The 19,520-nt window shown below is 67.5% G+C and carries 17 protein-coding genes; 8 read left to right on the forward strand and 9 right to left on the reverse strand.

All coding sequences use genetic code 11. The features are described from left to right. Window positions 1–6 precede the first annotated feature (6 nt). The 3 genes from QM701_RS17835 (at window position 7) to QM701_RS17845 (ending at window position 2,671) form a co-directional block, all read left to right on the forward strand. Window positions 7–798 carry a 3-ketoacyl-ACP reductase gene (locus tag QM701_RS17835; protein WP_415168348.1) on the forward strand — a complete coding sequence of 264 codons (792 nt, stop codon included), beginning with the start codon at window positions 7–9 and terminating at the stop codon, window positions 796–798. 45 nt (window positions 799–843) lie between these two features. Next, on the forward strand, window positions 844–1,665 hold the full coding sequence (locus tag QM701_RS17840; protein ID WP_415168349.1) for a sugar phosphate isomerase/epimerase family protein: 822 nt from the start codon (window positions 844–846) through the stop codon (window positions 1,663–1,665). Between the two features lie 220 nt (window positions 1,666–1,885). Beyond that, window positions 1,886–2,671: a tetratricopeptide repeat protein gene (locus QM701_RS17845; protein WP_415168350.1), complete on the forward strand. Its 786-nt coding sequence runs from the start codon at window positions 1,886–1,888 to the stop codon at window positions 2,669–2,671. A 123-nt stretch (window positions 2,672–2,794) separates the two neighbouring features. On the opposite strand, the gene QM701_RS17850 is transcribed toward QM701_RS17845, so the two are convergent. The 8 genes from QM701_RS17850 to QM701_RS17885 all read right to left on the reverse strand — a co-directional run bounded on the left by QM701_RS17850 (window position 2,795) and on the right by QM701_RS17885 (window position 12,163). Next, window positions 2,795–4,237 carry an N-acyl-D-amino-acid deacylase family protein gene (locus QM701_RS17850; RefSeq protein ID WP_415168351.1) on the reverse strand — a complete coding sequence of 481 codons (1,443 nt, stop codon included), beginning with the start codon at window positions 4,235–4,237 and terminating at the stop codon, window positions 2,795–2,797. Between the two features lie 32 nt (window positions 4,238–4,269). Next, window positions 4,270–5,196: a MurR/RpiR family transcriptional regulator gene (locus QM701_RS17855; protein ID WP_415168352.1), complete on the reverse strand. Its 927-nt coding sequence runs from the start codon at window positions 5,194–5,196 to the stop codon at window positions 4,270–4,272. 4 nt (window positions 5,197–5,200) lie between these two features. Beyond that, window positions 5,201–6,475, reverse strand: a complete 1,275-nt coding sequence (locus QM701_RS17860) for an amino acid deaminase (protein ID WP_415168353.1) — start codon at window positions 6,473–6,475, stop codon at window positions 5,201–5,203. After that, window positions 6,472–7,467, reverse strand: coding sequence for an ABC transporter ATP-binding protein (locus QM701_RS17865; RefSeq protein ID WP_415168354.1), 996 nt, complete (start codon window positions 7,465–7,467; stop codon window positions 6,472–6,474). Before QM701_RS17865 ends, QM701_RS17860 begins: the two co-directional genes overlap by 4 nt. 167 nt (window positions 7,468–7,634) lie before the next feature. Further along, window positions 7,635–8,663: an ABC transporter ATP-binding protein gene (locus QM701_RS17870; RefSeq protein WP_415168355.1), complete on the reverse strand. Its 1,029-nt coding sequence runs from the start codon at window positions 8,661–8,663 to the stop codon at window positions 7,635–7,637. Further along, a complete protein-coding gene (locus QM701_RS17875; protein ID WP_415168356.1) occupies window positions 8,660–9,502 on the reverse strand; it encodes an ABC transporter permease in 843 nt (280 codons plus the stop codon). Before QM701_RS17875 ends, QM701_RS17870 begins: the two co-directional genes overlap by 4 nt. 4 nt (window positions 9,503–9,506) lie before the next feature. After that, complete coding sequence (locus QM701_RS17880) at window positions 9,507–10,448, reverse strand: ABC transporter permease (protein WP_415168357.1); 942 nt, start codon at window positions 10,446–10,448, stop codon at window positions 9,507–9,509. A gap of 158 nt (window positions 10,449–10,606) precedes the next feature. After that, window positions 10,607–12,163 carry an ABC transporter substrate-binding protein gene (locus QM701_RS17885; protein WP_415168358.1) on the reverse strand — a complete coding sequence of 519 codons (1,557 nt, stop codon included), beginning with the start codon at window positions 12,161–12,163 and terminating at the stop codon, window positions 10,607–10,609. A 114-nt stretch (window positions 12,164–12,277) separates the two neighbouring features. On the opposite strand from QM701_RS17885, the gene QM701_RS17890 reads away from it, so the two are divergent. Beyond that, window positions 12,278–12,667 (forward strand): RidA family protein, encoded by a 390-nt coding sequence (locus QM701_RS17890; RefSeq protein WP_415168359.1) that lies wholly within the window; start codon window positions 12,278–12,280, stop codon window positions 12,665–12,667. Window positions 12,668–12,692: 25 nt separating this feature from the next. Here QM701_RS17890 and QM701_RS17895 read toward each other — a convergent pair whose 3' ends face one another. Then, the gene (locus tag QM701_RS17895; RefSeq protein ID WP_415168360.1) at window positions 12,693–13,778 is read right to left on the reverse strand and encodes a LacI family DNA-binding transcriptional regulator; all 1,086 of its coding nucleotides are present in this window, start codon (window positions 13,776–13,778) and stop codon (window positions 12,693–12,695) included. Window positions 13,779–14,008: 230 nt separating this feature from the next. Between QM701_RS17895 and QM701_RS17900 the strand changes: the two genes are divergently transcribed. The 4 genes from QM701_RS17900 to QM701_RS17915 all read left to right on the forward strand — a co-directional run bounded on the left by QM701_RS17900 (window position 14,009) and on the right by QM701_RS17915 (window position 19,489). Continuing rightward, on the forward strand, window positions 14,009–14,974 hold the full coding sequence (locus QM701_RS17900; protein WP_415168361.1) for a TRAP transporter substrate-binding protein: 966 nt from the start codon (window positions 14,009–14,011) through the stop codon (window positions 14,972–14,974). A gap of 120 nt (window positions 14,975–15,094) precedes the next feature. After that, window positions 15,095–15,688 (forward strand): TRAP transporter small permease, encoded by a 594-nt coding sequence (locus QM701_RS17905; RefSeq protein ID WP_415168362.1) that lies wholly within the window; start codon window positions 15,095–15,097, stop codon window positions 15,686–15,688. After that, entirely contained in the window at window positions 15,685–16,992 is a 1,308-nt protein-coding gene (locus QM701_RS17910) for a TRAP transporter large permease (RefSeq protein ID WP_415168363.1), read from the forward strand. The genes QM701_RS17905 and QM701_RS17910 overlap by 4 nt, the downstream gene beginning before the upstream one ends. Before the next feature lie 91 nt (window positions 16,993–17,083). Continuing rightward, window positions 17,084–19,489 (forward strand): TIM-barrel domain-containing protein, encoded by a 2,406-nt coding sequence (locus QM701_RS17915; protein WP_415168364.1) that lies wholly within the window; start codon window positions 17,084–17,086, stop codon window positions 19,487–19,489. The last annotated feature ends 31 nt before the right edge of the window (window positions 19,490–19,520 follow it).

Here is a 19,520-nt window from a genome sequence, read left to right on the forward strand (position 1 = left end):
TAGAGGATGGTCACCAAATCAAACAGACCCGTCGCGATTGTGACTGGCGCGGCACGCGGTATCGGCAAGGGATGCGCAATCGCTCTCGCCAGGTCGGGGTTCAACCTGGTGTTGAACGACAGGGAGGGCGGCGCCGAAGTGGAACTGCTGCAGGAATTGTCGGCGGAGCTGGACGCCTGCGGCGCGGAAACCCTGATCGTTCCCGGAGATATCGCGGAGCTGGCGCGGCACCAGCCGCTGCTGGATCGCACGCTGGACAAATGGGGCCGGGTCGATTGCCTGCTGAACAATGCCGGCGTGACGGTGAAGGTGCGGGGAGACCTGCTCGAAGCCACTCCCGAGAGCTTCGACCGCTGCATCGACGTGAACACCAAGGCGGTGTTCTTCCTCAGCCAGCTCGTGTCGAAGCAGATGCTGGCGCAAGGCGAGATCGACGGCCAGCATCGCAGCATCATCAACGTCACTTCGTGCAATGCGACGGCCCTGGCGGTCAGCCGCGCCGAATACTGCATTTCCAAGGCCGCCTCCGCCATGACCACCAAACTGTTCGGCCTGCGCCTGGCCAACGAGGGCATCGGCGTTTACGAGATCCGTCCGGGCATCATCGAGACCGAGATGACCCGTCCCGTCAAGGCGAAGTATGATGGGTTCATCGCTGGCGGCGGCGTGCCGAATCAGCGCTGGGGCTACCCGGAGGACATCGCCTCCACCGTCGTCTGCATGGCCGAAGGCCGCCTGCGCTTTACCGTCGGGCAATCGATCGATATCGACGGCGGCTTGACCATCAGGCATTTTTGACGATCGGAGCCGCCCGTGAGAAAACTATCGGATCACTTTCAGGACTTGAGCATCAACACCGCCACCTTCGGACACCGACGCCCCATCGAGGAAATCATCGATCTATGCGCGTCCCGCGGCGTAGGGGCGATCGCCCCCTGGCGGCGGGATCTCGAAGGCAGGAACATCCAGGACATCCATCAACGCATTCGCCGGGCCGGCCTCAAGGTGAGCGGACTTTGCCGGTCGAGTTATTTCCCGCAACCGACGGCGGACGCGCGCCAGGCGGCGATCGAGGATAACGTGCGGGCGCTCGAAGTCGCGGCGGAACTGGAAGCGGCCTGCTACGTCCTGGTCGTGGGAGGGTTGCCTGGCCAAAGCAAGGATATGGAGGACGCCCGCGCGCAGGTGAAAGATGGCGTAGGCGAACTTTTGCGTCACGCCAGGCGACTGGGCGTGCCCCTGGCGTTCGAGCCCCTGCATCCGATGACGGCGGCTGACCGCTCCTGCCTGAATACCCTTGCGCAGGCCCTGGATTGGTGCGAAGAGCTCGACCCCCGCAATGAAGGCCATTTGGGGGTGGCGATCGACGTGTACCACGTCTGGTGGGACCCGCAACTGCAAGCGCAAATCCATCGCGCATGCACCACCGGCCGAGCGTTGGGGTTTCACGTCTGCGATTGGCTGAATCCGACCACCGACCTGGTGCTCGATCGGGGCATGATGGGCGATGGCGTCATCGACCTGAAAAAAATCAGGAGCTGGATGGAGGATGGCGGTTACGGCGGAAGCGTCGAGGTCGAGATTTTCTCCGCGCGAAACTGGTGGCAGCGCCCGGAGGAAGAAATCATCGACGTCTGCATCGAGCGGCTCGTCTCGGTCTGCTAGCCGGGCCGCGAATGGCCTGATCGGTGGCGCCGCAGGGATCGGGCCGGGGGAATGCCGTTTTCATTTGCATGGCAGGGCGGGGAACTGCCCGGCCGGCTGCCGTTCCGGTTCGTCGGCGAGGTTTTTCCGCTGGCTGAAGTTGTGTTTATAATCGCCGGGCCAACAGACTCTTTTCAGGGGGAGCCGAATACCGGTCGCCGCACCGGGGAGGCGAGCGACGATGATCTTCCGTCCCAGGGTCCAGTGTCCTGCATGCCAGGGATTCCGCTGCCGGGAATCACGCTGGCACTCGCCCGAAGAGAAGCGGCATCACCTCGGCTGCCTGCCCTATCGCTGCCTCGATTGCTCGCATCGCTTCCTGAAATCGGAGCGCGGCGGTCTGTCCTCCGCGCAGTGGGTCGTGGCCGGGATGGCGGCGCTGTTCGTCGCGATCGCCGTCGCCGCCGTCTTCGTGCTGCTGACCGGCGCCGAGACCTACTCGGTCGCCGGCCCGGCGAGCAACGTCCTCGACGATCCGGCGATCCGGCAGGCGGCGGAGAACGGCGATCCGACGGCGCAGTTCCAGCTCGGCGAGGCGCTTTTCCTGGACCCGGCGCGCACCGACAGGACTTCGGCCGAGGCGGTGCGCTGGATGGAGTCCGCGGCCGCCGGCGGCAACGTGGATGCCATGATCTATCTCGGGCGCCTGTCGCGCACCGGCGTGGGCATCCTGCAGAACTTCGCCCAGGCCTCCACGTGGATTCATACCGCGGCCATGCGCGGCAGTTCCGAGGGGATGCTGGAAATGGGCCGCCTGTACCGCGACGGCGTGGGCGTCGAAAAGGACCTGATCAAGGCCTACGTGTGGTTCAACCGCGCGGCGGCGGCGCGCAACCTCGACGCGGTGCGCGAGCGCGAAACCATCGCGCGCATCCTGACGCCCGAGGAGTTGAAGGAAGCGCAGCGGCAGTCGTCGCTGCGCCATCGCGAGGGCGAGGCGACCCACGTGAGGAGTGCGCGCAACTGAGCGCGCGGTCCGCTCCGGCCGGAACAAGAGAGTTGACCACGACGACACGGTGGCCACGGCGAAAAGGCCAATCCGTGTTTTCCGCCGTGGCCACCGTGTCGCCGTGGTAAAGAATTTCCGGCCTTAAACCTCCACGCGCCGCAGAAAGCGCCCGTTGCGCGGATAGTCCGCCGGCATGGCGGCGTCTTCCTCGTAGCTCAGCGCGCCGTTGACGAACACGTGGCGCACGCCCTCGCTGATCTGTTCCGGCTCGGCGAAGGTGGCGCGGTCGCGGATGCGCTGCGCATCGAAGACGGTGACGTCGGCGGGATGCCCGGCCGCGAGCGTGCCGCGCTGGCCCAGGCGGAATTGGGCGGCGGGCAGGCCGGTCATCTTGAACACCGCGCTTTCCAGCCTGAGCAGGCCGAGGTCGCGGCTGTAGTGGCCGAGCACGCGGGGGAAGGTGCCCCACAGGCGCGGGTGCGGGTGGACGTCGTGCGGCAGGCCGTCGGAGCCGATCATCGAACGCGGGTGCGCCAGCACGCGCTGCATGTCCTCCTCGCTCATCTGGAAGTAGCAGGCGCCGCCGGGCAGCAGGCGGCGGCAGGCTTCCTGCTGGCTGACGCCCCACTGCGCGGCGATGTCGGAGAGGCGCTTGCCGATCATTTCCGGGTGCGGCTCCGAACCGGTGATGATGATGTCGATGATGCCGTCGACCAGGTCCTCGCGCAGGACGGTCGACCCCGCGGTATAGGGATACACGTCGAGGCCGATCGGCTGGCGGGTGGCCAGGCGGTCCATCCGCGCCAGTGTTTCGCCGGTGCGTCCCCAGTTGGCCGGGCCGGCGCACTTGTGGTGCGAGAGGATCAGCGGCAGGCCGCCGTGCCGGGCGGTGCGCGCGGCTTCTTCCATGGCCTCCAGGATGCCGTCAAACTCGGTGCGGATGTGCGTGGCATAGACGCCGCCGGCCTGCGCGGCGGCTGCGGCGACCTCGATCAACTCGCGCTCGTCGGCCGCGAAGGCGTTGGCGTAGAAGACGCCCGACGACAGGCCGACGGCGCCGTCGTCCATGGCCAGGCGCAGTTGCTGCGCCATGCGCGCGCGTTCGTCCGCCGTGGCCGCGTGCTCGAAGCTCGGCATGACCGCGGCGCGCAGGCTGGTGTGGCCGATCAGCGCGGCGACGTTGATCGCCGGCTGCGCGGCGTCGACGGCCGCGGCGTATTCCGCCAGCCGCGCGAAGCAGAAGCGCTGCGTGCCGAGCAGGCCGAGCGGCTCGATCGGCGTCCGGGTGACCACCGGCGCCAGCGAGATGCCGCAGTTGCCGACGATGACGGTGGTGATCCCCTGCGAGATCTTGGGGCGCATGGCCGGCGCGTCGAGCACGATGGCGTCGTCGTGGGTGTGCACGTCGATGAAGCCGGGCGCGACGACGAGTCCGGCGCAGTCGATGATCCGTTCGGCGGCCGCCGGATCGACGGCGCCGATTTGGGCGATGGTCTCGCCTTCGATCAGCACGTCGGCGCGATAGCCGGCCTTGCCGGTCCCGTTGACGACGAGGCCGTTTTGCAGCAGGGTGGTTTCAGACATTGGGCAATCCTGGGAAAAGAGGCATTCGTGATTCATTCCTGTTCGCGTTCGGCGCGCGACCAGGACAAAGTCATGGTCGCGTGCGATTCGCTGTCGATGCCGTGCTCGGCGAGCACGTTGCGGAACTGGCGCAGGCGGTCGGCCGCCTTGGGGCCGAGGCGCTGGCCGACCAGCACGGTGAGGATCTCGATGACCAGCAGGTGGGCGATGTAGGCCTCGGTGCCGACGCGCATCACGGCGTCCTCGGGGACCGAGGTGCCGAGCACGATGTCGGCCTCCTGGGCCAGCGGCGTGCCGGGCTGCGTCAGGGCGATCGTCGTGGCGCCCTGCGAGCGCGCGAAGCGCGCGGCTTCGAGCAGGGTCGGCATGCGCCCGATGTGCGAGACGGCGATGGCCACGTCGCCCGCCTGCAGCGTGCACGCGGAAATCAGCTGCTGGTGGGCGTCGAAGTAGGCGTTGGAATGCAGGCCCAGCCGGAACAGCCGGGCCTGCAGGTCTTCGGCGATGAAGCTGGAGGTGGCGCCGGTCGAGTAGCAGTCCACCCGCTCGGCGCCGGCGATGGCGCCGGTGGCGCGTTCGAGCGCGGCGATGTCGAGCTGGTTCTCCAGGGCGGACATCGAGGCCGCGGCCGAGCGCACGATCTTGCTGGCGATTTCGCCGGGCGTGTCCTCCGGCTGCACGCTGCGGTGCAGGTAGCGGTGCTGGTGCGATTCGCCGAAGGCGATGTCCTGCGCCAGGGCCACCATGAATTCGCGCACGCTGTCGTAGCCGAACGAGCGGCAGGTGCGCACGATGGTCGGCATCGACACGCCGGCGTGCCGGGCCAGTTGCTCGACGGTGGCGCCGACCGCGCCTTGCGGGTCGCGCACGATCAGGTTGACGGTGCGCCGCTGCGCGTCGGGCAGTTCGGCGTACTGTTCCTGCAAGCGTTGCAGCAGCCGCGGGGGAAGAGTGTTCATGGGGTCAGAAGCGCGTGGTGACGGCGTTGACGACGTCGTAGCGATCGTCGACCACGGGCAGCCAGCGCCACTTGTCGAAGGTGGTGCACGGGTGGGAGATGCCGAGCCCGATCAGGTCGCCGACCGCCGGTCCGGGATCGGCTTCCGGGAAATGCAGGTAGGCGTGCTGGTCGTTCAGCGCCGTCAGCCGCCAGCCCTCGGGAATGCTTCGGGGCGCGGCCTGTCCCCGCGCGCAGTGGAACAGCGCGATCGGCAGTTCGAGGTCGTAGGAAATGTCGCGCTTGCCGCAGGTCAGGATGGCGAGGCCCGGCTCGGGGCGCGACTGCACCATCGCCCACACCTCGATCGCCGGCAGCAGGCTGGAGGACAGGTGCTGGCGTTCCTCGACCTTGCGCAGCAGGTTCATGTACGAGCCGTGGTCGTGCGCGACGTAGCAGCCGGAGCGCAGGATGCCGCGCACCGGCTTGGCGAGCCGGGGCTTCAGCCCGTCGGTGACGAGGTCGAAGAGCGCCGAGCCGCCGGCGGTCATCAGCACTTCGTCGTTTGCGAAGAAACCGGCGCGGTCGCAGCCGAGCGCGGCGTTGACCACGCGCCGCATCAGCGCGTTGACCTCGCGGCGGTCGTGCTCGGAATCGCCCTGCGCGACGCTGCCCTCGTAGCACTCGATGCCGCCGAGGCGCAGCGCCGGGCTGGCGTGGATCGCCGCCGCCACGGCCAGGGCCTCGTCCGTCGTGCGGCAGCCGGTGCGCTTGCCGGGAATGCCGATCTCCAGCAGGCAGTCGAAGACCGCCGGGTCCTGCCGCTGCGCCCGCCAGGCTTCGATCAGCCGGACCTGCGCGACGGAGTTGACCAGGAACCACGCGCGCAGCGCCGGGTACTCGCGCAGCAGCGCGGAGAGGCCGTCGAGATCGGCGTCGCAGACGACCTGATTGGCGATCAACGACCGGGTGACGCCGGCCTCGGCGCCGACCGCCAGCTGATAGACGGTGGCGAAGGAAATGCCCCAGGCGCCCGCGTCGAGCTGGCGGCGGTAGAGCTCCGGCGACATCGTCGTCTTGCCGTGCGGGGCGATGTCGATACCGCGCGCGCGCGCGAATTCCTGCATCCAGGCGACGTTGTGGCGCAACGCCGAATCGCGCAGCAGGGCGATCGGAAAGGGCAGGTCGCCGGCCAGGACGTTCCACTGCCGCGCGCCGATCTCGTCGAGGCGGCACGGCACGGCGGCGGGCGGAAAGCCCTTGTGGCGGCGGTCGAGGAGGGTGAAGGGGATGAAGCTCATGATGGGTTTCCTCGTGCAAGCGTGGTGGGAAGATCGTCGCGCAGGCAGGCCTTCCAGTGTCCCGGCGCGACTTCGGCCAGCGGCGGCACGGTCTCGGCGCAGGCCGGCAGCGTATACGGGCAGCGGGTGCGGAAGACGCAGCCGGACGGCGGGTTGGCCGGGCTGGGGATGTCGCCGGCGAGCAGCGGACGATCCGCGCGGCGCTGCGCCGGATCGGCCACCGGCGAGGCGGCGAGCAGCGCCTGCGTGTAGGGATGCCGCGGATGCCGGTACAGCGTTTCGGTCGGCGCGATTTCCATGATTTTACCGAGATACAGCACGATCACGCGGTCGCACAGGAATTCGACCACGTCGAGATCGTGCGAGATGAACAGCATGGTCAGGCCGAAGCGGTCCTTCAGGTCGCACAGCAGGTTGACCACCTGCGCCTGGATCGACACGTCCAGCGCCGAGAGCGGCTCATCGGCGACGATGAAGCTGGGTTCGACGGCCAGCGCGCGGGCCACGCCGATGCGCTGGCGCTGTCCGCCGGAGAACTCGTGCGGGTAGCGGTCGGCGTACTCGGGGCGCAGGCCGACGAGGTCGAGCAGTTCGGCGATGCGCGCCTGGCGCTCGCCTTTGCCCCGCGCCAGCCCGTGCGTGTCGAGCGCCTCGCCGAGGATCTGGCGGATGCGCATGCGCGGGTTGAGGCTGGCGTAGGGGTCCTGGAAGATGATCTGCATGCGAGAGCGCAGCGGGCGCATCTGGCGTTGCGAGATGCGCGCGATGTCCCGGCCCTCCAGGCGGATTTCGCCGTCGGTCGGGTCGAGCAGGCGGATCAGCATGCGCCCGATGGTGCTCTTGCCCGAACCCGACTCGCCGACGAGGCCGAGCGTCTCGCCCTCGCGGATGGCGAAGCTGACGCCGTTGACGGCGCGCACCGGCTGCGGGCCGGAACCGAAATACTTGCGCAGGCCGCGCACTTCGATCAGGGGATTGGTGTGGTCGTTCATGCTGAAAACCCAGGTTCAAACCACAACGACACAACGGGCACAACGAAAAGCCAGGCGTGTAGCCCCTCTCATATCGCCACGCAATGGCTGAATCACGGACAAAGCAAAACGCCTTGTTTTTTCGTTGTGTTCGTTGTGCACGTTGTGGTTAATCGCTTTTTCCGAAGTCATGCCAAGCACTCCTCTTTGACGCGGATGCAGCGCGCCTGCCGGCCTTCGCCGAGCGCCGCCAGCGGCGGCATGGCGGCGTCACACTCGGCCGCGTGTTTCGGGCAGCGCGGCGCGAAGGCGCAGCCGGGCGGCGGTTCGAACGGGCTGCACACCTGGCCGCGGATCGCCGTCAGGCGCGGCCGCGTGCCGCCCGCCAGCGCGCCGCGCGCGGCCATGCCGGGCAGGCAGGCGAGCAGTCCCCGGGTGTAGGGATGCTGCGGCGCGGCGAACAGCGGACCGACCGTGGCGGTCTCGACGATGCGGCCGGCGTACATGACGGTCACCTCGTCGGCATACTGCGCCACGACGCCGAGGTTGTGCGTGATGAACAGCACGCTCATGCCGGTCTCCTTCTGCAGGCGCTGGATCAGCGCCAGGATCTGCGCCTGGATGGTCACGTCGAGCGCGGTGGTCGGTTCGTCGGCGATCAGCAGCGTCGGGTTGCAGGCCATGGCCAGGGCGATCATCACGCGCTGGCGCATGCCGCCCGAAAGCTGGTGCGGGTACTCGCGCACGCGGCGCTCGGCGGCGGGAATCTCGACCAGGTCGAGCATCTTTTTCGCGTGCTGCAGCGCCTGCCGATGGTCCATGCCGAGGTGCAGCCGCACCGACTCGGCAATCTGCTCGCCCACCGTGAGCACGGGGTTGAGGCTGGTCATGGGCTCCTGGAAGATCATCGCCAGCTCGTTGCCGCGCAACCGCCGGTGTTCCGCCTCGGGCAGGGAGAGCAGGTCGACGCGCCGGCCGTCGCGGCGGACGAACCAGGCCTCGCCGCCGACGATGGCCTGCGAGCCCTTGGCGTGCAGGCCCATCAGGCCGAGGCTGGTGACCGACTTGCCCGAACCCGATTCGCCGACCAGCGCCAGCGTGCCGCCGGACGGGATGTCGAAGGACACGTCGGCGACGCTGGTCACGCGGCCGCGGTCGGTCATGAACGAGGTCGACAGGCCGCGTACCGCAAGCCGGGGAGTGGAGAGGGCGCTCATGCGGATTTCCTCAGCTTCGGGTCGAGCAGGTCGCGCACGCCGTCGCCGACGATCTGCAGCGACAACGCGGTCAGGATGATGGCGATGCCGGGGAAGACGATGGTCCAGAAGGCGCGGTCGGCGTATTGCAGGCTGGAGGCGATCATCGTGCCCCAGGTCGGGATTTCCGGCGGCACGCCGACGCCGAGGAAGGACAGCCCGGCTTCGGCGAGGATGGCGTAGGCGAAGATGAAGGTGAGCTGCACCAGCACCGGCGAGAGCAGGTTCGGCAGGATGTGCGCGTAGAGGATGCGCGGCGTGGACACGCCGAGCGCGCGGGCCGCGTCGACGAACAGCAGTTCGCGGATGACCAGCGTCGAGGCGCGCACCACGCGGGCGACGCGCGGCGTGTACACGATGGCCAGCGCCAGCACCACGTTCCACAGCGAGGCGCCGAGGATCGACACCAGCGAGATGCCGAGCAGGATGTCGGGGAAGGACATCATGGCGTCGATGACGCGCATGATCGGCGCGTCGAGCTTCTTGAAGAAGCCCGCCAGCAGCCCCAGCGCGGTGCCGGCGACGACGCTGAAGAAGGCGGTGGCGATGCCGATCATGATCGAGTAGCGGCCGCCCCAGACGATGCGCATGGCCAGGTCGCGCCCGAGCTCGTCGGTGCCGGCCCAGTGTTCGGCGGACGGCGCCTTCAGGCGCTCCATCACCGAGATGGCGTTGGGATCGACGCCGGAGAGCATCGGGAAGAAGACCGCCAGCGCGGCGACGGCCAGCAGCGTCAGCGCGGCGAGCAGCACCACGCGCCGCGCGAACAGGCGCTTCAAGACGTAGGTCAACTGGTCCATGGCGTCACACCCGGATGCGCGGATCGACCAGCATGTAGATCAGGTCGATGGCGAGGTTGATCAGCACGTAGATGGCGGCGATCACCAGCAGCGTGCCCTGGATGACCGGGTAGTCGCGGCGCAGCACCGCGCGCACCACGAGATTGCCGACGCCGGGCAGGTTGAACACCGTCTCGGTGACCACCGCGCCGCCGATCATCAGCGCCAGCGTCAGGCCGACCACGGTGACGATCGGCACCAGCGCGTTGCGCAGCACGTGCTTGAGGATGACCACGCGCTCGCTGAGCCCCTTGGAGCGCGCCGTGCGCACGTAGTCCTCGTTGAGGATGTCGAGCACCGAGGCGCGCGTGAAGCGGATGATCAGCGCCGAGTTGAGCACGCCGAGCACGGTGGCCGGCAGCACCAGGTGGTGCAGGCGTTCCAGGAAGGGCACGCCGGGGTCGCCGTAGCCCGAGGCCGGGAACCAGCCGAGCCACACCGCGAAGATCTGGATCAGGATCAGCCCCATCCAGAAGCTCGGCACGCTGGCGCCGAGCATGGCCACGGCGCTGAACACCTGGTCGACCACGCGGCCGCGCCAGACCGCCGCGATCAGGCCGCAGGGAATGCCGATCAGCGCGGCGATGGCCACGGCGAAGGTGGCCAGGAAGAAGGTCGGCTCGGCGCGTTCGGCCAGCGCCTGGGTCACCGGCCGCTGCAGGAAGATCGATTGGCCGAGGTTGCCCTGCGCGACCTCCTTGATCCAGTAGCCGAACTGGGTCGGCAGCGGCTTATCGAGGCCGTACTGCACGCGCGCCTGGGCGATGTCCTCGGCGGTGGCCTGGTCGCCGAGCAGCAGCGCGATCGGGTCGCCGGAGGCCAGCCGGGTCAGGGCGAAGACCATCACCGCGACCAGGGCCAGGACGGCCACCGTCCCGCCCAGGCGGGCAAGAATGAATCGGAGCATCGAAGTGTCCTCGTCGTTACGCGGGCGCGCCCCGCTCCTCCCCCTTCAAGGGGGAGGCCGGGAGGGGGATGGGGTCGGAAAGAGCTTCCCTTCGTTGCCCCATCCCCACCCCGTCCCTCCCCTTGAAGGGGAGGGGGAGGTAAGGCACGTTATGCGGGTTACTTCCCGGCGATCGTGGCGTTCCAGAAGAATGGCCAGGCGGACGGCACGTAGCCCTGCAGGCGCTGGGCGCGGGCCGACAGGCTGTTGAACTTGCCGACGTTGATGTACGGCACCTCGTCGTAGATGACCTGTTGCACCTTGCCCCACAGCGCGCCGCGCTTGGCCGGGTCCATTTCCTGGTTGAACGCCGACAGCGCCGCCTGCTTGGCCGGGCTGCTCCACCAGCCGGGCGCGCCGTCGCCGAGTTGCGGCGGCGAGAGCATCGGCTCGGGGAACTGGCCGGAGTGGGTGACGTAGATGTCCCACAGCTTCGGATCGTTGCGCCGCTGCACCAGCGTCGCCCAGTCGACCACCTGCAGTTCGGGCTTGATGCCGGCGCGCTTCAACTGCTCGGCCATGACCAGCGCCATGTTGTAGTGGAACTCGTACTGGCGGCTGGCCAGGATGCGCACGGGCTGGCCGTTGTAGCCGGCCTTGGCGGCCATCTCCTTGGCGGCGGCGGGGTTGCGCTGGTTGTACTTGTCGGCGCCGGCCAACGAATAGAACGGCGTGCCCTGCGGGAAGTGGTTGGCCTCGACGGCGAAGAAGCGCGTGTCGCCGAACGCGGCGGCCATCATCTCGCCCGGCCCGAGCGCGGCCTGCACCGCCTGGCGCAGCGGCTGCGAGGCGAGCACGCCTTCCTTGGTGTTGAACACCAGGTAGGGGAAGCCGAACGACGGAGTCATGATCGGCACGACGGCGGCGCCGGCCTTTTCCAGGCGGCCGATCGATTCGACCGGCAGCAGGTCGGCGTAGTCGAACTGGCCGGACAGCGTGCCCTCGACGCGCGTGTTGGCGCTCGGCACGGGCACGAAGCGCAACTCCTCGATCAGCGCCTCGCGCTTGCCGGCGTAGCCGGAGGCCGGCTCCTTGCGGGCGGTGTAGCCTTCGAAGCGGGTCAGCAGCGTGTACTGGTCGGGCTTGCGTTCCTTCAGCTTGTAGGGGCCGGTGCCGATGAAGTCCTTGATCTGCGGCGCGATGCTTTCCTTGGCCATGACGGCAGCCATGGTGGTCGGCAGGGCGAGCTGCGCGAGCAGCGGCGCATACGGCGTCTTCAGCGCCAGTTCGACGGTGTAGGCGTCTTTCGCGGTGAGCGAGGCGACTTCCTTGCCGATCACCTTGCCGCGCGGGGAGACTTCCATCCAGCGCTGCAGCGAGGCCACCACGTCGTCGGCGACCATCTCGCGGCCGTTGTGGAATTTGACGCCCTTGCGCAGGGCGATGGTGTGCGTCAGCCCGTCCTTGGACACCTTGGGCATCCCGTCGGCCAGCATCGGCACCACGTTCCACTTGGCGTCGAAGGTGTAGAGCGTTTCGTAGACATGCTGCATGATGGTGCCCACCAGATCGCTCGACGTGCTCATCGTGTCCAGCGTCTGCGGTTCGGCGATCATCGCCAGGTTGGCGGCGGAGGGGGCGGCGACAGCGGGTGCGGCGGCGAACAGCGGCCCGAGGGCCAGGGCGGTCAGCGATAGTGCGCGGCGGACCGTCTTGCGGAGAAACAGGGATGACATGTTTGAGCTCCTTTGTAATAATATTACAGTGATGCATCCTAGACACGCCGAATTTGCGAGTCAACACATTTTTTTAGCGGTTTTGGTGAAAAATTCTTACACAGGAGACGAATCATGCCCGTCGAAATGCTCGGTCAATCCCCCCTCGCTTCGGACCGCCAGGTCCGCCCGTTTTCGCCCGCCACCCGTGCCGGCGATTTCGTCTTCGTTTCGGGCCAGGTGCCGGTCGACGATGACGGCCAGGTCGTGGTCGGCGGCATCGAGGCGCAGACCCGGCAGGTGTTCCGCAACATCGAGAAGGTGCTGGCGCTGGCCGGGTGCACGCTGGAGGACGTCTGCAAGGTCGGCGTCTGGCTCGACGACGCGCGCGACTTCGGCAGCTTCAACCGCGTGTACATGGAATGCTTTGGCAGCCACCGCCCGGCGCGTTCGACCGTGGAATCGCGGCTGATGATCGACGTCAAGGTGGAAATGGACGTGGTCGCCTACAAGCCGCAGGCGTAAAGCTGGCGCGGGTCGGCGCCCGGCGTCAGCCCGCCAGGTTGCCGTAGAGCCCGTGGTTCCGCCCGCCGGGCGTCCTGACCTTGCGGCCGGCGGGCCGCTTCACCGAGTTGCCGATGCACAGCCGGCCGCCGAGCAGCAGGTGGCGGAAGAGCGCGCCGGGCGAGGCGATGCGCTGCTGCAGCAGGCGCAGGGCTTCCGCGCCGAGCTCGTCGCGCGGGACGTGCACGGCGGTCAGCGGGATGTCGTGGATTTCGGCCAGGTTGAAGCCGTCCATGCTCATCACCGAGACGTCGCCGGGAATCGCCAGCCCCGCGCCGAGCAGCGCGGCGATGGCGCCGGAGGCCATGAAGTCGCCGCCCGCCAGGATGGCGGTCGGATAGTGGCCGCGGTCCAGGCCCGCCAGGTGCGCGGCGAGGGCCTCGCGCGCCTCTTCGGCGGCGAAGCCGGTGGTGGTGATCAGGTGGCGGTTGTCGTCGAAGGCGATGTTGTGCGCGGCGAAGGCTTCGTGGATGCCGTTTAGCCGCCGTTCCATGGTGGCGCGGCGCAGGCACATCAGGGTCAGGATGTCGCGGTGCCCGTGTTCGATCAGATAGGTCGCCGAAAAGCGGCCGATCATCCGGTGGTCGGGCGAGACGGCGTCGAGGCGCATGCCGTCGTCGTCGCAGTTGACCAGCACGCAGGGCTTGCCGAGATCGGCGGCCAGCGCATGCACGCGCGGATCGTCGATGCCGATGATGATCGCCGCGTCGCACGAGGAAGCGCCCAGCTTTTTCAGGAACAGCGGGACGTCCGCGTCGTTCTCTTCGATGGCGCAGTAGGCCACGTGCACCTCGTTGCGCGCGACCGCGTCGCGGATGCCCTGGATGACTTTGTAATAGAAGATGTCGGCGCGCAGGTCGAAGGCGCGCCGCGGGGCGAAGACGGTCACGTTGTGGAACAGGAAGCTGTCCGCCGGGACGTTCTCCAGCACGCCGCTCGAGCGCGCGCATTCCAGCACCCGCTGCCGGCTCCAGGCGCTGGTGTTCGCCTTGCCGGCCAGCACGCGCGACACGGTGCTGATCGAGACCCCCGCCTTGAGCGCGATTTCCTTGATTTTCAGTTTGCCGCCCATCGTTCGATCGTCATTTCATGAAAAAATTTGCATGTCTTGTAAGTATTTAAATTATATGGACATATGCCTTAATTATGGTGAAAAACCGGTAAAAAAAGAAAATATTTTCCAAGTATTTCGTTGATTTGCAGTCCTGCCGACGGTTTACTGCCCGGAATCAGGCCGGCCAAACGCGGGGATGGCGGCGCCTGTGACGATTTCAACAGTCAATGACATACAGGAGGACGAACATGAAGTTGAAGCATCTCGGCATGATAATCGCCCTGGGCGTGCTGGCCCAGACCGCCAACGCCGTCGAAAAAATGCGCCTCGGGCACGGCCTGCCGGAAGATCACGCAGTGCATAAGGCCGTCATGAGATTCGCCGAACTCGTCAAGGAACGCTCGAACGGCGAGATCGAGATCAAGGTGTTCGCCAACGGCGTCCTGGGCGGCGAGCGCGAGATGCTCGAACAGGTGCAGAACGGCGTGCTCGAGATGACCAAGGCCAGCGCCTCGCCGCTGGAAACCTTCTCGGCCGACTACAAGGTGTTCAACCTGCCGTTCGTCTTCCGCGACCGCGACCACTTCTTCCGGGTGCTGACCAGCCCGGTCGGCGAGTCGATCCTCGCCTCGTCGAAGAAGCGGGGCTTCATCGGCCTGGCCTACTACGATTCGGGCGCCCGCAGCTTCTACGCCAAGAAGCCGATCAACACGCCGGACGACCTGAAAGGCCTGAAGATCCGCGTGCAGCAGAGCCCGACGACGATCAAGATGATCCAGGCGCTGGGCGCCACGCCGACGCCGATGGCCTGGGGCGAAGTCTATTCGGCGCTGCAGACGGGCGTGGTGGACGGCGCCGAGAACAACGTCACGGCGCTGACCAACGGCCGCCACGGCGAGGTCTGCAAGTTCTACGCGGAAACCGAGCACCAGATCGTTCCCGACGTGCTGGTCATGTCCTCCGTGCGCTGGGATTCCCTGAAGAAGCAGCACCAGGAGATCATCAAGAAGGCCGCAGTCGACTCCTACGAGTACCAGAAGTCCCTGTGGGGCGCGTTCGAGAAGGTCGAGCGCGAGAAGTCTCTGACGCTGGGCGTGAAGTTCAATACGCCGAACAAGCCGGCCTTCGTCGCCAAGGTCAAGCCGATGATGGACGAGGAACGCAAGAACGCGGCCATCGCCAAGCTGCTCGACGAGATCGCCGCCGTCAAGTAATCCCGCGGGCCGGAAGCCGTGGCCTTGCCGCGGCCGGACCGGTCCTGCCCGGGTAGTACCCTTTCCTCCAGCCTGATACGGGCGGTCGCGCCGGCTCGCGCGGCCGTCCGGGGGACGTCCATGAATATCCTGTTTCGCCTGAAGCGGCCGGTTGACCGGCTGCTCGAGACCGCTCTGGTCCTGCTGTTCTTCGTGCTCTTCGCCTGCGTGATCATCCAGGTGTTCACGCGTTACGTGCTCAACGACCCGGCCATCTTCACCGAGGAAGCCTCGCGCTTCGCCATCATCTGGCTGAGCCTGCTCGGCACCGCCTACGCCTGCGGCCGGCTGGAGCACATGGCCTACACCATGTTCCCCGAGAAGCTCAAGGGCGCCAGGCTGCTCGCGCACATGCGCTCGGTGGCGGCCATGGTGCTGCTGTTCGGCCTGACGGTCATGCTCTACGGCGGCGGCATGCTGGTGATGCGCGCCTTCGATTTCGAGCAGCTCTCGGCTACGCTGGCCTTGCCGATGGGCTACATCTACCTGTGCATCCCGATTTCCGGGCTGCTGATCGTCTATTACGAAAGCCTGATCCTGCTCGCGCCGGCGCAGTTCAAGACGGCCGACGAGGTCGAGGTGGCCCTCGAACACATCGCCGAGGAGGAGAAGAAGCTCGCCGCGGAAGGCATCGTCCTGGACGCGGACGATACATCGAAAGGGAGAAAAGCATGATCGAACTGACCATCCTCGGCGTGGTGTTCTCGCTGCTGCTGTTCTACGGCGTGCCGGTCAGCTTCTGCATCGGCATCGCCACCCTGCTGGCGCTGTTCAACGTCACGCCGGACATTTCCACGTCGTTCATCGTCTCGGCGCAGCGCATGACGTCCAGCCTGGACAGCTTCACGCTGGTCGCCATTCCGCTGTTCATCCTGGCGGGCAGCATGATGAACACCGGCGGCATCGCCCTGCGCCTGATCGATTTCGCCAAGGTCCTGGTCGGCCGCCTGCCGGGGTCGCTGGCGCACATCACCTGCCTGTCGAACGCCCTGTTCGGCGCGGTTTCCGGATCGGCCGTGGCCGCCGCCGCCGCGGTCGGTGCGACGCTCTCGCCGCTGCAGCGCAAGGAGGGCTACGACATGCCGTTCTGCGCCGCGACCAACGTGGCCTCGTCGCCGTGCGGCCTGCTGATCCCGCCGTCCGGCGCGCTGATCGTCTACTCGCTGATCTCGGGCGGCACGCCGGTCGACGTGCTGTTCGTCGCCGGCTACATTCCCGGCATCATGATGGCCCTCTCGGTCATGCTCTGGGTCGGGTGGAAGGCGTACAAGGGCGAGATGCCGCCGGTAGTGCATCGCTACTCCGCCGCCGAGGCCGCCAGGATCACCCTGCGCGCGATTCCCTCACTGCTGCTGATCGTGATCATCATGGGCGGCATCGTCGCCGGCATCTTCACCGCCACCGAGGCGGCCGGCGTGGCGGCGCTGTACACCTTCATCCTCGGGCGTTTCTTCTACAAGAGCCTGAGCTGGTCGGCGCTGGTCAAGAGCACCCTGGACGCGGCGGTCGGCACGGCGGTGGTGATGCTGATGGTCGGCGTGTCGATGACCATGTCGTGGCTGCTGGCGAGCACCGGCTCGGCCAAGATGCTGGCCGACGCGATCATCGGCGTCTCCGACAATCCCTACGTGCTGATGTGCCTGTTCAACGTTTTGCTGCTGCTGCTCGGCACCTTCCTGGACATCACGCCGGGCCTCCTGATCTTCACGCCGATCTTCCTGCCGGTGGCCATGAAGCTCGGCATCTCGCCGGTGCATTTCGGCATCATCATCACCTTCAACCTGTGCATCGGCATCGCCACACCGCCGGTCGGCAGCACCCTGTTCGTCGCCGCGCGCGTCGCCAAGGTGCCGCTCGGGCTGCTCACCCGGCCGCTGCTGCCGATGTTCGCGCTGGAGATCATCGCCCTGTTCCTGGTGACCTACTTCCCGGCGCTGTCTCTGTGGCTGCCGGAACTGGTCCTCGGCAAGGCCGGCTGACCAGGCGGGTTCGCCTTTCGCTTCGCCTTCCATTTCAACCCTTTTCCCGCGGGGGCATCGCCTGCCCCTCGGGATGCGCTACGGAAAAATCATGTCGATATCCAGAAATCCGTTCTTTTCGCTGATTTCGCGGCAGGACAACCGCCTGGTGTTCATCGGCGACGCGGTGCACGTCGTCCACGTCTTCGTGCTGGAGGCGGACCTGATCCGCGTCCTGCTGATGCCCGGCGGCGGGGAACTGCGCTTCCCGCGCACCTGGGCGATTGCCCCGGGCATGGCGGACGTTCCGCTCGCAGGGCGCGACCGCTTCGACACCTCGGGCTTCGCGCTGCCGGCGTACGACTTCGCCGAAACCGACGAGAGCTTCGTCGTCGCCACCGAGCGCGTCCGCCTGACGATCCGGCGCGCGGGGTTCTTCTGCCGCTGGGAGATGCGCGCCGCCGACGGCTGGGTCGAGGTGGCATCCGACCGGGCCACGCAGAGCTACAACTTCGGCTGGTGGGACGACAAGGTCTACCACTACCTCAAGCGCGAGCCGGACGAGATGTATTTCGGCCTCGGCGAGCGCGCCGGCGACGCCAACCGCACGGGACAGAGCTACCGCATGTGCAACGTCGACGCGATGGGCTACAGCGCCCGCACCACGGACCCGCTGTACAAGCACATCCCGTTCTACCTGACCTGGAGGAAGAACAGCGCGCTGGCGTTCGGCCTGTTCTACGACACGCTGTCCGACTGCACCTTCGACATGGGCCGGGAGCTGGACAACTATCACGGCTACTACCGCTATTTCAAGGCTGACCACGGCGATCTCGACTACTACTTCATCGGTGGCGGCACGCCGGCCGAGGTCACGCGGCGCTTCACCTGGCTGACCGGCCGGCCGGCGTTCACGCCGCGCTGGGGGCTCGGCTACTCGGGCTCGACGATGTCCTACACCGACGCGCCCGACGCGCAGCGGCGCATGGCCGAATTCCTCGACGGCTGCCGCCGGCACGACATCCTGTGCGATTCGTTCCACCTCTCCTCCGGCTACACCTCGATCGGCTCCCGCCGCTACGTGTTCAACTGGAACCGCGAGAAGTTTCCCGACCCGGCCGCGTTCGTGCGCAGCTACCTGGACAACGGCGTGAAGCTGTGCCCCAACATCAAGCCCTGCCTGCTGCACGACCATCCGCGCTTCGCCGAGGCTGAGGCCGCCGGCCTGTTCATCAAGGACGCCGACGGCTCGCCGGCGCAGGTGCAGTTCTGGGACGAGACCGGGGCGTACCTCGACTTCACCAACCCGGCCGCCTACGCCTGGTGGAAGGCGAGGGTGACCGACGCGCTGCTCGACTACGGCATCGCCTCGACCTGGAACGACAACAACGAGTTCGAGGTGTGGAACGACCGGCAGCTGATCGACGGCTTCGGCCATCCGCGGCCGGCGTGCGAAGCCAAGCCCCTGCACACCCTGCTGATGATCCGCGCCTCGCGCGAGGCGCAGGCCGAGTACGCGCCGCACAAGCGCCCGTTCCTGATCTCGCGTTCCGGCGCCGCCGGCATGCAGCGCTACGTGCAGACCTGGTCGGGCGACAACTACACCTCCTGGGAAACGCTGCGCTACAACATCCGCATGGGACTGGGGCTGGCCCTGTGCGGCGTCTCCAACTCGGGCCACGACATCGGCGGCTTCGCCGGCCCGGCGCCGGAGCCGGAGCTGTTCCTGCGCTGGGTCCAGCAGGGCATCTTCCTGCCGCGTTTTTCCATCCACTCGTGGAACGACGACGGCACGGCCAACGAACCCTGGATGTATCCGGAGATCACGCCCTTCGTGCGCGACCTGATCAAGTTCCGCTATCGCCTGATCCCCTACCTGTACGACCTGCTGTGGCGCTACCACGACCGCCTCGAACCGATGATGCGCCCGACCTTCCACGACTTCCCGGACGACCCGCGCTGCTTCGAGGAAAACGACGACTTCCTGCTCGGCGGCAAGCTGCTCGTCGCCCCGGTCGTCGAGCCGGGCCAGCGCACCCGCGCGGTCTATCTGCCGCGAGGAGCGGCGTGGTACGACTTCTGGAGCGGCGAGCGCTTCGCGGGTGGCGCGACGGTGACGCTGCCGGCGCCGTGGGACCGGCCGCCGCTGCTGGCGCGCGAGGGCTCGGTCCTCCCGCTCAACCTCGCCGAGCAGCACTTCGCCCGGCCGGCCGACACGCGCGGCTTCGCCGTCTTCCCGCCGGCCGGGGAGGGCGCCATCGACGACACCTTCTTCGAGGACGACGGCGAAAGCACCGCCTATCTCGACGGCCGGCGCGGCGAATGGCGCGTGCGGGTGGACGCCGACGCGCGCGCGCTGCGCCTCTCGGTCACGGCGTCGGGCACGGCCCGCCTGCCGGACGAGGGCCTGACCGTGCTGCTGCCGCGCCAGGAAGCCCGCGAAATCCGGCTGGCCTCGGGCCGGCTGGCGGCTGACGTGCCGGGCGGCGACTGGCGGACGCTGCGCATCGCGCCGTAGGCGTTTCGTTCATGCCGCGCAAGCCTGCTGA

The organism is Propionivibrio sp. (assembly GCF_047602565.1).
Lineage (GTDB): Bacteria > Pseudomonadota > Gammaproteobacteria > Burkholderiales > Rhodocyclaceae > Propionivibrio.

Excerpts from the sequence above, each read along its gene's own strand:
- QM701_RS17835 (WP_415168348.1), top strand. The coding sequence starts at position 7 with ATGGTCACCAAATCAAACAGACCCGTCGCGATTGTGACTGGCGCGGCA.
- QM701_RS17845 (WP_415168350.1), top strand. The coding sequence starts at position 1,886 with ATGATCTTCCGTCCCAGGGTCCAGTGTCCTGCATGCCAGGGATTCCGC.
- QM701_RS17850 (WP_415168351.1), bottom strand. The coding sequence starts at position 4,237 with ATGTCTGAAACCACCCTGCTGCAAAACGGCCTCGTCGTCAACGGGACC.
- QM701_RS17855 (WP_415168352.1), bottom strand. The coding sequence starts at position 5,196 with ATGAACACTCTTCCCCCGCGGCTGCTGCAACGCTTGCAGGAACAGTAC.
- QM701_RS17860 (WP_415168353.1), bottom strand. The coding sequence starts at position 6,475 with ATGAGCTTCATCCCCTTCACCCTCCTCGACCGCCGCCACAAGGGCTTT.
- QM701_RS17865 (WP_415168354.1), bottom strand. The coding sequence starts at position 7,467 with ATGAACGACCACACCAATCCCCTGATCGAAGTGCGCGGCCTGCGCAAG.
- QM701_RS17870 (WP_415168355.1), bottom strand. The coding sequence starts at position 8,663 with ATGAGCGCCCTCTCCACTCCCCGGCTTGCGGTACGCGGCCTGTCGACC.
- QM701_RS17875 (WP_415168356.1), bottom strand. The coding sequence starts at position 9,502 with ATGGACCAGTTGACCTACGTCTTGAAGCGCCTGTTCGCGCGGCGCGTG.
- QM701_RS17880 (WP_415168357.1), bottom strand. The coding sequence starts at position 10,448 with ATGCTCCGATTCATTCTTGCCCGCCTGGGCGGGACGGTGGCCGTCCTG.
- QM701_RS17885 (WP_415168358.1), bottom strand. The coding sequence starts at position 12,163 with ATGTCATCCCTGTTTCTCCGCAAGACGGTCCGCCGCGCACTATCGCTG.
- QM701_RS17890 (WP_415168359.1), top strand. The coding sequence starts at position 12,278 with ATGCCCGTCGAAATGCTCGGTCAATCCCCCCTCGCTTCGGACCGCCAG.
- QM701_RS17895 (WP_415168360.1), bottom strand. The coding sequence starts at position 13,778 with ATGGGCGGCAAACTGAAAATCAAGGAAATCGCGCTCAAGGCGGGGGTC.
- QM701_RS17900 (WP_415168361.1), top strand. The coding sequence starts at position 14,009 with ATGAAGTTGAAGCATCTCGGCATGATAATCGCCCTGGGCGTGCTGGCC.
- QM701_RS17905 (WP_415168362.1), top strand. The coding sequence starts at position 15,095 with ATGAATATCCTGTTTCGCCTGAAGCGGCCGGTTGACCGGCTGCTCGAG.
- QM701_RS17910 (WP_415168363.1), top strand. The coding sequence starts at position 15,685 with ATGATCGAACTGACCATCCTCGGCGTGGTGTTCTCGCTGCTGCTGTTC.
- QM701_RS17915 (WP_415168364.1), top strand. The coding sequence starts at position 17,084 with ATGTCGATATCCAGAAATCCGTTCTTTTCGCTGATTTCGCGGCAGGAC.